This window comes from Thermodesulfomicrobium thermophilum DSM 16697 (assembly GCF_059568695.1).
In genome coordinates this window covers 194,236-206,215 of the sequence record NZ_JCANTW010000012.1, presented here as the reverse complement: position 1 = coordinate 206,215, position 11,980 = coordinate 194,236, and the positions used below count along the sequence as shown (strand labels likewise).

Below are 11,980 nucleotides of genomic sequence, written 5' to 3'. Positions count from 1 at the left end.
AGCACACTATGGACGCCATCCTCACCCTCTTTCCTCGTCTGGCCATGGCTGCCGGGCTCATCGCCTCGGCCGCCTTCGTGGTCTTTTCCTTGGGACCACTGCGCCGCCTGGGACTCAAGCCCCATAGCCCACTGTCCACCCTCACCTGGATTGGAGTGTTTGGCGTTTTCGGCATCCTCGGCACCTACGTGGGAGACCCGGTACAGCGCTCCTACGCCAATCTGCGCGCCATGAGCATCATCACCGCCGGCCTCTTCGGCGGTCCACTCGTGGGTTTGGGTGCTGGCGTGGTGGCCGGGGCGCACCGCATCCTCATCGATATCGGCGGATTTTCCGCTCTCCCGTGCGCCATCGCCACCATCGTGGAAGGCCTTGGGGCAGGGCTGCTCGCCCGCCGGGAACCTCGCCTGAGCGCCGGCCTCGCCATCGTCGCCGCCATGGCCGGCGAATCCCTGCATATGGGCTTGGTGCTGCTCCTCTCCCGCCCCTTGGACGAAGCCATAGCGCTGGTGCGCATCATCGCGGCCCCCATGATCCTGCTCAACGCCGCAGGCGCCGGAGTGCTCACCCACCTCATCGCCGTCCTCTTCCAGCTCTGCGAGCGGCGCGACGCCCACCAGGCCCACACCATCCTCGCCTTGGCCGACCGCACGGTGGCCCATCTACGCCATGGGCTCACCCCGGAGTCGGCCGCGGCCACGGCCCGCATCCTTTGGCAGGAGCTCGGCGTGGCCGCAGCGGCCATCACCGACACCACCTGTGTCCTCGCCCACGTGGGCGACGGCGCGGACCACCACCGCGTGCATGAACCCATCCGCACCCAGGCCACCCGTCAGGTACTCGAAAGCGGGCAGGCCGTGTTCTTGCGCTCGGCGAAAGACATCGGCTGTGACCACCCGAAATGCCCGTTTACCGCCGCCATTCTCGTGCCGCTCCAAAAAGGAGAGCATGTGGTGGGGTCCCTCAAACTCTACGGGACCCGCCCCCACCCGTTGGATGCAGTCTTTTTCCAGCTCGCCCAAGGACTTGGAAGGCTCTTCTCCTCTCAGCTGGAGCTCGAAGACATCCACCGCGGCCAAGAACTCCTGGCGCAGGCGGAAATCCGACGCCTCCAGGCCCAGATGAATCCCCATTTTCTCTTCAACGCCTTGGGGGCCGTGGCCTCGTTCTGCCGCACCGACCCCGGCCGGGCGCGGGAGCTTCTCCTCGACCTCTCCCAATATCTGCGGGGCAGCATCGCCGACGACCGACCGGCCGTGCCGCTTTCCGAAGAACTCGAACGCGTCGAAGCCTATCTGGCCATCGAACGCGCCCGCTTTGGAGATCGCATCCACACCCAGTTTACCATTGACCCGGCGTGCCGAGCCTGCCGCGTGCCGCCGCTCGTCATCCAGCCTTTGGTGGAAAACGCCATCCAGCACGGCCTGCGGCATGTGGAAGCCGGCGGCGTGGTCCAGGTGACCGCCTCCATGGACGACGTAGGCATGCGCATCACCATCGAAGACAACGGCTGCGGTATGGACGCCGCCACCCTTGCGGCGGTCACCACCCATCGCACGACCCACCATCTGGGTCTTGCCAACTGCGACGAACGACTGCGACTGCTCTACGGCCCAACATTCGGGCTTCGCATCACCAGCCATCCTGGCCAGGGGACCCGCGTGGAGTTCTGCATCCCCCTTGAGGACGGCGACTGTCCCGAAATATCACAGGCCGTGCATCATCCCAGGAAAACTACTTTCAAGGAGGTTTTGGTATGACTGTCTTTTTTGGCTGTGTCGCGTTACTGCTCATCGGCTACTTCACGTACGGGGCCTTTGTGGAAAAGGTCTTCGGCGTGGAGCCGGACCGTCCCACGCCCTGCTGCCAGCTGGCCGACGGCGTGGACTATGTGGAAATGCCCACCTGGCGGGTATTCTTCATCCAGCTTCTCGATATCGCCGGCCTGGGTCCGGTGTTCGGCCCCATTCTCGCAGCCCTGTACGGGCCGGTGGCCCTGGTGTGGATCGTACTCGGCTGCATCTTTGCCGGCGCGGTACACGACTACTTCAGCGGTATGCTCTCGGTGCGCAACCAGGGAGCAAGCATTCCGGAGGTGGTGGGCAACTACCTGGGCATGACGGCCCGGCAGATCATGCGGCTGTTCTCCGTGATTTTGCTCCTCTTGGTGGGCGTGGTCTTCATCCTCGGCCCGGCCAAGCTGCTCGCCAACATGAGCGGCATGAACGTGCAGCTCTGGGTGGGACTCATCTTCGCCTACTATTTTCTGGCCACCATCCTGCCCATCGACAAGATCATCGGTCAGCTCTACCCCATCTTCGGCGCCCTGCTCCTCTTCATGAGCATCGGCGTCATGGGCGGGCTCGTATACCATGGTTATGACATCCTGCCCAACCTCGACGTCATGACCAATACCCATCCGGAAGGATTGCCCATCTGGCCGCTCATCTTCATCACCTTGTCCTGCGGCGCCATCTCGGGCTTCCACTCCACCCAGTCGCCGCTCATGGCCCGTTGTATTCAGAATGAACGTCACGGCCGCCTGGTGTTCTACGGGGCCATGATCGTGGAAGGCATCATCGCCCTCATCTGGGCCACGGCAGCCATGAGCTTCTTTGCCGATGCCCCGGCCCTGCAGGCGGTCATCAAGAGCGGCACTCCCTCCCTGGTGGTGAAGGAAGTCTGCACCTCCGTGCTCGGTCCTGTAGGCGGCGCCTTGGCCATCCTCGGCGTGGTGGTGCTGCCCATCACCTCCGGAGACACCGCCTTCCGCGCCACCCGGCTCATCATCGCCGAGACCCTGGGCATGGAGCAAAAGGCCGTTGCCAAGCGTCTCATGCTCGCCCTGCCGCTCTTTGCCGTGGCCTTCATCCTGACCAATGTGCAGTTCGGCATCATCTGGCGCTACTTCGGTTGGGCCAACCAGATGCTCTCCATGCTCATGCTCTGGTCTGCAGCCTGCTATCTGGCGCAGCAAAAGAAATTCCACTGGATCTGCTCCATCCCGGCCACGTTCATGACCGCGGTGGACGCCTCCTTCATCCTGCAGGCCAAGATCGGCTTCAACCTGCCTGCGGACATCTCCAACATGGCCGGCGTCGGCATCGCCCTGGCCATCTTCGCCATCTTCCTGGTGTACGCCAATCGCCAGCGTTGTTGCGAAACCCCTGCCTAACGCATACGCCGCTCTCGAAAAAAAGCCCTGGAGCACACCGCCCCAGGGCTTTTTTTCGGACCTCAAGCGTTCACGCTCCCCCGCCTGCCACCAGAGATACGAGGTCCGCGTGCACCCGGCCATTGGTGGCCACAATCCATGGGGCTTCAAAACAGAAGGGCGACCCCGCGGCGTCGGTCACCCGGCCGCCGGCCTCCTCCACCAGGAGCCAGCCAGCGGCCACGTCCCACGGCTTGAGCCCGGACTCATAAAACCCTTCGAAACGGCCGCAAGCCACGTACGCCAAGTCCGTGGCCGCCGACCCCAAACGCCGGATGCCCTGGCAGCGGGGGAGCACCCGGCCCAAGACCTGAATTTGCTCCTGAACCCGGTCGGCCACGGTGTAGGGGAACCCCGTGGCCACCAGGGAGTGCTCCAAGCGGTCGGTCGCGCTCACCGTGATACGGGTCTGCCCCAAGTACGCCCCACCGCCGGCGACCGCCCAAAAGAGTTCGTCCAACACCGGCAGATACACCACGCCAAAGACCGGGCGTCCCCCCTGCCACAACGCCACGGACACCGCCACGTGCTGAAGTCCGTGGGCATAATTGGTGGTGCCGTCCAGCGGATCCACGACCCAACAGGTCTGCTGCGGGAGCGCGCCGCTGGCCGACTCCTCGCCGTAGAACGCCGCTTCCGGGAGGATGCGCAAAAGGCTCTCCCGCAGGGCGGCCTCCACCGCCTCATCCGTCTCGGTCACCAAGTCGATGGGCCCTTTGAAGCGCACCGATTTGGCCGCACCGATGCCCTGGCGAATCCGCTCTCCTGCCCCACGCACCGCAGCCAAAGCCGCATCAACCCATTTTTCCCGCATTCCATCCTCCCTGCTCATGCCAAAGACCGAAAGGAATCAACCTCTGGCGGATTTTTCCCTTGCGTATCCATGACCTCCGGGGCAAAGTCCTCATAAATCCCCAGTCGAGGAGAGCCTATGACGACCGCCCCCCGCGACGCCTTCTACCAGCTGCGCCTTGAAGCCGTGGCCAAGAAGCTCCGGAAAAACGGTTTTGCCGTGCATCTGGCCCCAAACGCCGACGAGGCCAAATCCATCATCCTGGACACGCTCATCCCGACCCTAGCGCCCCGGTCCATCGCCTTCGGCGGCTCCATGAGCCTTGTGGATACCGGCATCTACGCCGCGGTCAAAGCGCAGACACCGGCGGCCATGATCGATACTCTTGACCGATCCATTCCCCCCAGTGACCTTTATGAACGCCGGCGCCAGGCCTTGCTGGCCGATCTCTTTCTCATGGGCACCAACGCCGTGACCGAGGCCGGTCATCTCGTCAACCTGGATATGCTGGGAAACCGGGTGGCGGCCCTGCACTTTGGCCCCCGCAACGTCATCGTACTCGCAGGGCGCAACAAACTGGTGCCCGACGTGGACGCAGCGCAAAGCCGCATCAAATATCTGGCCGCCCCGGCCAACGCCCTGCGTCTGGCCATGCCCACGCCGTGCACCACCACGGGCAAATGCGCCGAGTGCGCCAGCCCGCAACGCATCTGCAACGTCTGGACCATCACCGAGCGCTGTTATCCCGAAGGCCGCATCCACGTGGTCCTCACCAACGCCGACCTGGGGCTCTAGCCAGGCACACTCTCAAGGAGGCATCCATGCATATCGGCATTGACGTGGGCGGAACCCATACCGATGGCGTGCTCATCGAGGAAGGGCGGGTGGTGGCCGCGGCCAAGGAGCCCACGGACGGAGATCTCCTGACCACCATCACCTCGGTGTTGCGCAAGCTCATCGCCGCAGCCCAAGGCCGCCCCATCAGCGCGGTCAACCTGAGCACCACCCTGTCCACCAACGCCATCGTCACCGGCGCCACCGAGCCCGTGGCCGTGTTTGTCATCCCCGGCCCCGGCATCCGCGCGGAAAACTACCGCATCGGCGATCCCTTCATCGTACTCCCCGGCGCCATCGACCACCGCGGCACGGTGACCGGGAGGCTGCGGGAGCGGGACGTGACCCCCCATCTTGCCGCCTGCAAGGCAGCCAACATCACCGCCTACGCCGTGGTGGGGAAATTCAGCACCCGCAACCCCGAGCATGAACTCTTCGTGGCCGACATGCTGCGCCCTCAAGCCCAAGCCATCAGTCTCGGGCACCGGATGGCCGAACAGCTCAACTTCGGCCGCCGTGTGGCCACGGCCTACTTCAATTCCGCCGCCTGGCGCGCATTCCACCGTTTTGCCCACGCCTTGGAAGGGGCGCTCGCCGAGCTGGGGGTGCGGACCGAGGTCAATATCGTCAAGGCCGACGGCGGCACCATGCCGCTTACCCTGGCCCGCGAGATCCCGGTACAGTCCATCTTCTCCGGCCCGGCAGCTTCGGTCATGGGCATCCTGGCCGCCGCCCCCCAGAGCGAAGACGCCATCGTCCTCGATATCGGCGGCACCACCACGGACATCGCCCTGCTGCTCGACGGCACTCCGCTTTTGGAGCGCGACGGCATCACCCTCGCCGGGCATCCCACCTTGGTACGCGCCCTGCAGGTAACCTCCATCGCCCTGGGCGGCGACTCCGTCGTGCGCTTCGAAGGCGGCGCCTTCCGCGTCGGCCCGGACCGTCTGGGGCCGTGTATGGCCGCCGGCGGTCCTGCGCCAGCGCTCATGGACGCCGTCAATGTGCTGGGCTACGCCCACTACGCGGACACGGAGCGCTCCATGGCGGGCATCCGCGAGCTGGCCATGCGGCAAGGCTCCTCGGTGCGGGAATGCGCCCGCCAGATCGTGGACACCGCCATGGGGATCCTCTCCCGCGCCGTGGGGGAATTTCTCGCCTTGGTGAACTCGCGCCCGGTGTACACCATCCAGGAAATCCTCCAGGAGCGGCGCCTTACCCCCAAACGTGTGCTGCTCATCGGCGGCCCGGCAAAGGCCCTGGCCCCGCTGGTGGAAACAGCCTTGGAACTGCCCGCCCTGGTACCTCCCCATAGCCCGGTGGCCAATGCCATCGGCGCCTGCCTCACCCGTCCCACCCAGGGGGTGGTGCTCACCGTGGACACGGCCCGAGGCCGCTTCACGGCACCAGGACTGGGCATCATGAAAACCGTGCCCCGCACGTACACCGTGGAACAAGCCGTGGCCGAGGCCCGAGAACTTCTTTCCGCAGAACTCGCCCGCCAAGGCATCCACGCCCATACCGACGACATCCAGGTGCTCCAGGCCGAAAGCTTCAACATGGTGGAAAACAACGTCACCATCGGCCGCAACATCCGCGTGCGCTGTCAGTTGCGTCCAGGTGTCCTGACCACCCTTGCCGCATAAGGAGACCATATGCTCCGCGCTTCCCATAGTCTCGGCGTCATCTTCTTTCCCGCCTATGATTGGTCCATCTCCCCCACCCACCCGGAGCGGGAAGAGCGCCTCCTCTACACCCAGGACCAATTCCGCGAGGAAGGGGTGTTCGATATCGAGGGCGTCGGCGAATACCGGCCGTTGGTCGCCAGCCCCGAGGACATCGCCCGGGTGCATTTCTGCTTCCCTTCCGTGGAGGCCGTCACCACCCACTCCCACCACATCTCCGCCGGCGGGGCCATCCGCGCCGCTGGCTTGGTGCTCGACAAGGAGCGGGAGCGGGCCTTTGCCATCGTGCGCCCCCCAGGGCACCACGCCATGCGCTGCGTCCACGGCAGCCGCGGGTTTTGTAATATCAACATCGAGGCCATCATGGTGGAATGGATCCGCGAACGCATGGGCAACGTGCGCGTGGCCATCGTGGACACCGACTGCCACCACGGCGACGGCACCCAAGACATCTACTGGCACGACCCGGACACGCTCTTCATCTCTCTGCACCAGGACGGCCGCACCCTGTACCCGGGCACCGGATTTCCCTCCGAATGCGGTGGCCCCAAGGCCCTGGGCCGCACCATCAACATCCCGCTGCCGCCGCGCACCTCGGACGCGGGCTATCTCCTGGCCGTGGAAGGCATCGTGAAGCCCATCCTCGACCATTTCAAACCCGACATCGTCATCAACTCCGCCGGCCAGGACAACCACTACTCCGACCCCATCACCAACATGAATTTCACGGCCCAAGGCTATGCGCGGCTCACAGAACTCTTGGGGCCGCACATCGCCGTGCTCGAAGGCGGCTACGCCATCAAAGGGGCGCTGCCCTACGTCAACCTGGGTATCGCCCTGGCACTGGCCGGGGTGGACTACTCGACGGTGCGCGAGCCCGACCTGGACCCCGAACGCATTCGAGAACACCAATCCACCCTCGACTACATCAAGGCCCTGTGCGACCATTTGCCGCAAGTGTACTTCGAGCCCACCCAGCGGGAAGAGGTGGAGCGCGAAGGCAGATTCTTCATCCGGCGGCGCTCCATTTACTACGATACCGACGGCATCACGGAAAACCAGATCGAACGCCTGCGTGACTGCCCGTATTGCCCAGGCTGGCTCCATGTGGAAAGCGCCTCGGACCGCGTGCCCAAAAGCCTCGGCATCCACGTGCCCATCCAAGGCTGCGACAATTGTGTGGACGAAGCCGACGCCCTGTTCCGCAAGGCCCAGGCCGACACCAGCTTCGCCCACGTGCAGCTCATCGACCGGGTCCGCAAGCGCATCCGCCAGGCGCGGTAGACGCCCCTACGCAGCGCACCGCCCCCGAAATACCCCACCATACGGGGCCGTCTCTCGACGTGCCCCGCTCTTGAGCTTTGCGCCGCTTTGCCCTAGAAAGGTTCTTCCTTTTTCGGAGGAATTACCATGGATCTCCTCAAAGATCGATATTCTCGGGAATTCGTGGAGGTGGTTTGCCCCAAGTGCCGGCAGACCCGGATCATCTGCCTCCCCGAGGAACCCATGCCTCAATGTGAAATCTGCAAGGTCACCATGGTGATCAAAGAAGTGCTGACCGAAGGCAAGTATTAAGCAGGATCACAGGGGCCTTGTCCACCCAGGCGGCCCTGGTGATCAAAGAAGTGTTGACCGAAGGCAAGCACTCCGTCCCGAAACCTCTAGCCCATTGGAGCTCGTCATGCGCCGTATTCTTCTCTCCCTGCTTGTGCTCGTCGTCTGGGGCGCGCAGGCCCTGGCCGCGGACCACGAACTGGCCGAAAAATCCACGCTCAACGCCATCATCAAACGCGGTGAGCTGCGCGTGGGCCTCGACGCCGGCTACATGCCCTTCGAGATGACGACCAAGCAGGGTGAAATCGTCGGATTCGACGTAGACCTCGCCAAAGAGATGGCCAAAGCCATGGGGGTGAAGCTCACCATCGTGAACACCGACTTCGACGGCATCATCCCGGCGCTCATGGCCGACAAATTCGACATCATCATCAGTGGCATCACCGTCACCCAGGAACGCAATCTCAAGATCAACTTCGCCGATCCCTACATCGTCGTGGGCCAGACGGTGCTGGTGGCCAAGAAACATGCCGGCACCGTGAAGTCCTACAAAGACCTCAACGATCCCAAATATGTCGTGGCTTCGCGTATCGGCACCACCGGCGAGCAGGCGGTCAAACGCCTCATGCCCAAAGCCCAGTACAAGAGCTTTGAAAAGGAATCCGACGGCGCCATGGAAGTGATCAACGGCAATGCCGACGCCTTCGTGTACGATCTGCCCTTCTGTGTCGTGTTCATGGCCCAGCAGGGTGCGGACAAGCTCGTCTTCCTGGACGAGCCGTTCACCTACGAGCCCTTGGGATTTGGCATCAAGCCCGGCGATCCGGACTTTCTCAACTGGCTCAACAACTTCCTGCGCCAGATCAAGGCCGACGGCCGTTACGACCGCATTTACACCAAGTGGATCAAAGGCACGGAGTGGCTGAAAGAAGTTCAGTAATCCCCAAAAAGTATCTTTTATACCGCCACATCCGGTCTCTGAGGCCGGATGTGGCATTTTGATTCTCCGGAGGTCCCATGCATTTTTCTTCGGCCTTGGACCGTCCCAAAGGCAAAAGCTATTTTCTTCTGTGGCGCGCCGTCTTCGTGGCAGGGCTGTTTCTGGTGCTGTGGAGCATGTACGCGGCCTCCACGTCCGTGGACTATATCTGGCGCTGGAACCGCATTCCCCAGTATTTTTGGTACATAGAAGTCAAGGACATCCGTGCTTCCCTGGAAGGAGAGGTCCGCGCCGTGGAGCGCAGCGGTGCCACCGCCACCGTGATCATCGAAGGCCCTGGAGGCGAAGAAGAACGCTATGACGTTCCCGCCGCTACTCTACGCGTCCGCAAAGGCGATTTCATCTCCCCGGGGGACAGCCTCGCCACCGAGTCCCACAGCCGTCCCGGCCTGCTCCTCGAAGGCCTCTGGATCACGCTCAAGGTAAGCGCTCTCGCCATTATTGGCGGCATTGTCCTCGGGCTCTTCACGGGGCTGGCGCGCCTCAGCGTCAATCCCGCGCTGCGCTGGAGCGCGGTGACCTATATCGAAATCATCCGCGGCTCTCCTTTGCTGGTGCAGATTTTTCTATGGTATTTCGTTGTCGGCACATTGATCAACCAAATCCTCAGCAAGTGGGGATCCAACCCCATTGACCCCCTGTGGTACGGGATTGTGGCCCTGGCCATCTTCACCGGCGCCTACGTGGCGGAGATCGTGCGCGCCGGCATCCAGTCCGTGCACCGCGGCCAGATGGAAGCCGCCCGCTCCCTGGGGCTCACCTATGCCCAGGCCATGCGCCGCGTCATCCTGCCGCAGGCCATGCGCCGCATCCTGCCGCCTTTGGCCGGGCAGTTCATCAGCCTCATCAAAGACTCTTCGCTCCTCGGAGTCATCTCCATCCGCGAGCTCACCAAGGCATCGCGAGAGGTGGTGTCGTCCTCCCTGCAGCCCTTTGAGATTTGGATCGTCTGCGCCGTACTCTATCTGGTGCTGACCTTTACTCTCTCCCTGTTTGTCCAACACCTGGAGCGCAAGGCCATCTGAGGAGAACCCATGCCCATCATCAGTGTCCGCAACATTTCCAAGACCTTCTATCTTCCCCATCCCGTGCACGCCGTACGGGAAGTCTCCCTGGACATCGAACCCGGGGAAACGGTGGTCGTCATCGGCCCGTCCGGCTCCGGCAAGTCTACTTTCCTGCGCTGCTTAAACCGCCTGGAATACGCCGACAGCGGCAGTATCATCGTGGACGGCGTGGACATCCTGGACCCGGACTGCGACATCAACGCCATCCGCGCTGAAGTGGGGATGGTGTTTCAGTCCTTCAACCTCTTTCCCCACATGACGGTGCTGGAAAACCTCAACCTCGCCCAACAGGTGGTGCGGAAGCGTTCCCGGACAGAGGCGGAAAAGCGCTCCATGGAGCTCCTGCACAAAGTGGGCATCGCCGACAAGCACGCCGTGCGGCCAGACCAGCTCTCCGGCGGCCAGCAGCAACGCGTGGCCATCGCCCGCGCGCTCGCCATGGACCCGAAAATCATGCTCTTCGACGAGCCCACCTCCGCCCTGGACCCGGAAATGGTGGGCGAAGTCCTGGATGTCATGAAGCAGCTCGCCCGCGAAGGCATGACCATGGTGGTGGTCACCCACGAGATGGGTTTTGCCCGCGAAGTGGCGGACCGGGTGCTGTTCATGGACCACGGTGTCGTGCTCGAGGAAGGCACGCCGGAGCATTTCTTCACCAATCCGCAGCACGAACGCACCCAGGAGTTTTTGAGCCAAATCCTCTGATTTGACATCCATCAAGGCACGCAGTCGGCGGACAGGGCAGGACGAAGGCACACCAACCAAGGAGGAACCTTATGCCCACCCGAACCATCATCCATATCGATGAAGCAAAATGCACCGGCTGCGGCGCCTGCATCGTCAACTGCGCCGAAGGGGCCTTGGCCATCGTGGACGGCAAGGCGCGTATCGTGCGCGATAGCTTTTGCGACGGCCTTGGCGCATGCCTGGGCCACTGCCCCGAAGGGGCGCTGACCCTCATCGAACGCGAGGCCGATCCCTTCGACGAAGAAGCGGCCCTGGCGCACGCGGCCAAGGCCAAGGCCGCTGCACCGCTTGCCTGCGGCTGCCCTGGATCCCATGCCATGACCCTGCGCGCCCCTGCGGCAGCGCCCGAGGCGTCCGCCCCCGCAGCGTCCAATACCGCACCTGCGGCCTCCGCCCTCGGCCACTGGCCGGTCAAACTCCGGCTCATTCCGGAAAGCGCCCCGTTTCTTCACGGCGCCTCCCTGCTGCTTCTTGCCGACTGCGCCGCAGCCGCCAGCCCTGCCCTACACCGACAGTTTCTGCCTGGCCGCGTCGTGGCCCTGGCGTGCCCCAAGTTTGAAGAGCGCGGCGCCAACGCGGAAAAACTCGCCCGCATCCTCGGCGGGGCAGGCATCCGCGACCTCACGGTGCTGGAGATGGAAGTACCCTGCTGCGCCGGACTTTCCAGTCTCGCAGCCCAGGCCATGGGCCAAGCGCAATGTTCCATCCCGGCCCGCCGCGTCATCCTCGCCCGGGACGGGAGCGTCCTACGCGAAGAACCCCTCGCCCGCGGCCTGTAGCCTCTGCCCACGCCCCCGACACCGGGGGCTTTTGCCCCTCCAAGGAACGGTTCCTGCATAGTTTCTTTGCAGCAGGCACCGCATCCTGGAGGTGGATCATGAACCTGTGGCGTGTCACCCAAACCCCTGGCACGGTCCATTTCGGCTCCATCACCGCCGTGGCCCTCAACCCCTCGGGCTGCAACCAGCCGTTTTGTGGTCGATTTTGGTGTCCCCGCAAGGGATGGTTCGTGGATCGCCCCTGTCCGTTTCGCGACCGGGGCGAATGCGACACCTTCCGGCGTATGACAGGGGCAGTCTAACGACG

General features: G+C 63.6%; 12 protein-coding genes. 11 read left to right on the top strand and 1 reads right to left on the bottom strand.

From position 1 onward, the window contains the following. Positions 1-8 precede the first annotated feature (8 nt). Positions 9-1,760 carry a LytS/YhcK type 5TM receptor domain-containing protein gene (locus BR00_RS04650; RefSeq protein ID WP_496476452.1) on the top strand — a complete coding sequence of 584 codons (1,752 nt, stop codon included), beginning with the start codon at positions 9-11 and terminating at the stop codon, positions 1,758-1,760. Continuing rightward, a complete protein-coding gene (locus BR00_RS04645; protein ID WP_496476451.1) occupies positions 1,757-3,175 on the top strand; it encodes a carbon starvation CstA family protein in 1,419 nt (472 codons plus the stop codon). Before BR00_RS04650 ends, BR00_RS04645 begins: the two co-directional genes overlap by 4 nt. A gap of 70 nt (positions 3,176-3,245) precedes the next feature. Here BR00_RS04645 and BR00_RS04640 read toward each other — a convergent pair whose 3' ends face one another. Continuing rightward, the gene (locus BR00_RS04640; RefSeq protein ID WP_496476450.1) at positions 3,246-4,028 is read right to left on the bottom strand and encodes an inositol monophosphatase family protein; all 783 of its coding nucleotides are present in this window, start codon (positions 4,026-4,028) and stop codon (positions 3,246-3,248) included. A 117-nt stretch (positions 4,029-4,145) separates the two neighbouring features. On the opposite strand from BR00_RS04640, the gene BR00_RS04635 reads away from it, so the two are divergent. From BR00_RS04635 to BR00_RS04595, 9 genes are all read left to right on the top strand, one after another. Beyond that, positions 4,146-4,802: a lactate utilization protein gene (locus BR00_RS04635; RefSeq protein WP_496476449.1), complete on the top strand. Its 657-nt coding sequence runs from the start codon at positions 4,146-4,148 to the stop codon at positions 4,800-4,802. A 26-nt stretch (positions 4,803-4,828) separates the two neighbouring features. Then, positions 4,829-6,487, top strand: a complete 1,659-nt coding sequence (locus tag BR00_RS04630; protein WP_496476448.1) for a hydantoinase/oxoprolinase family protein — start codon at positions 4,829-4,831, stop codon at positions 6,485-6,487. 9 nt (positions 6,488-6,496) lie between these two features. Then, positions 6,497-7,810 carry a histone deacetylase family protein gene (locus BR00_RS04625; RefSeq protein ID WP_496476447.1) on the top strand — a complete coding sequence of 438 codons (1,314 nt, stop codon included), beginning with the start codon at positions 6,497-6,499 and terminating at the stop codon, positions 7,808-7,810. A 126-nt stretch (positions 7,811-7,936) separates the two neighbouring features. Next, positions 7,937-8,101: a hypothetical protein gene (locus BR00_RS04620; protein ID WP_496476446.1), complete on the top strand. Its 165-nt coding sequence runs from the start codon at positions 7,937-7,939 to the stop codon at positions 8,099-8,101. Between the two features lie 106 nt (positions 8,102-8,207). After that, positions 8,208-9,020, top strand: a complete 813-nt coding sequence (locus tag BR00_RS04615) for a transporter substrate-binding domain-containing protein (RefSeq protein WP_496476445.1) — start codon at positions 8,208-8,210, stop codon at positions 9,018-9,020. Positions 9,021-9,097: 77 nt separating this feature from the next. After that, entirely contained in the window at positions 9,098-10,105 is a 1,008-nt protein-coding gene (locus BR00_RS04610; protein WP_496476444.1) for an amino acid ABC transporter permease, read from the top strand. A 9-nt stretch (positions 10,106-10,114) separates the two neighbouring features. Then, positions 10,115-10,852, top strand: a complete 738-nt coding sequence (locus tag BR00_RS04605; RefSeq protein ID WP_496476443.1) for an amino acid ABC transporter ATP-binding protein — start codon at positions 10,115-10,117, stop codon at positions 10,850-10,852. Between the two features lie 71 nt (positions 10,853-10,923). After that, positions 10,924-11,673 carry an ATP-binding protein gene (locus tag BR00_RS04600; protein ID WP_496476442.1) on the top strand — a complete coding sequence of 250 codons (750 nt, stop codon included), beginning with the start codon at positions 10,924-10,926 and terminating at the stop codon, positions 11,671-11,673. Positions 11,674-11,771: 98 nt separating this feature from the next. Continuing rightward, complete coding sequence (locus tag BR00_RS04595) at positions 11,772-11,975, top strand: hypothetical protein (protein WP_496476441.1); 204 nt, start codon at positions 11,772-11,774, stop codon at positions 11,973-11,975. Positions 11,976-11,980 lie beyond the last annotated feature (5 nt).

Bases quoted from the DNA above. Each gene is read 5' to 3' on its own strand.
- BR00_RS04650 (WP_496476452.1), top strand. From the start codon at position 9: ATGGACGCCATCCTCACCCTCTTTCCTCGTCTGGCCATGGCTGCCGGG.
- BR00_RS04645 (WP_496476451.1), top strand. From the start codon at position 1,757: ATGACTGTCTTTTTTGGCTGTGTCGCGTTACTGCTCATCGGCTACTTC.
- BR00_RS04640 (WP_496476450.1), bottom strand. From the start codon at position 4,028: ATGCGGGAAAAATGGGTTGATGCGGCTTTGGCTGCGGTGCGTGGGGCA.
- BR00_RS04635 (WP_496476449.1), top strand. From the start codon at position 4,146: ATGACGACCGCCCCCCGCGACGCCTTCTACCAGCTGCGCCTTGAAGCC.
- BR00_RS04630 (WP_496476448.1), top strand. From the start codon at position 4,829: ATGCATATCGGCATTGACGTGGGCGGAACCCATACCGATGGCGTGCTC.
- BR00_RS04625 (WP_496476447.1), top strand. From the start codon at position 6,497: ATGCTCCGCGCTTCCCATAGTCTCGGCGTCATCTTCTTTCCCGCCTAT.
- BR00_RS04620 (WP_496476446.1), top strand. From the start codon at position 7,937: ATGGATCTCCTCAAAGATCGATATTCTCGGGAATTCGTGGAGGTGGTT.
- BR00_RS04615 (WP_496476445.1), top strand. From the start codon at position 8,208: ATGCGCCGTATTCTTCTCTCCCTGCTTGTGCTCGTCGTCTGGGGCGCG.
- BR00_RS04610 (WP_496476444.1), top strand. From the start codon at position 9,098: ATGCATTTTTCTTCGGCCTTGGACCGTCCCAAAGGCAAAAGCTATTTT.
- BR00_RS04605 (WP_496476443.1), top strand. From the start codon at position 10,115: ATGCCCATCATCAGTGTCCGCAACATTTCCAAGACCTTCTATCTTCCC.
- BR00_RS04600 (WP_496476442.1), top strand. From the start codon at position 10,924: ATGCCCACCCGAACCATCATCCATATCGATGAAGCAAAATGCACCGGC.
- BR00_RS04595 (WP_496476441.1), top strand. From the start codon at position 11,772: ATGAACCTGTGGCGTGTCACCCAAACCCCTGGCACGGTCCATTTCGGC.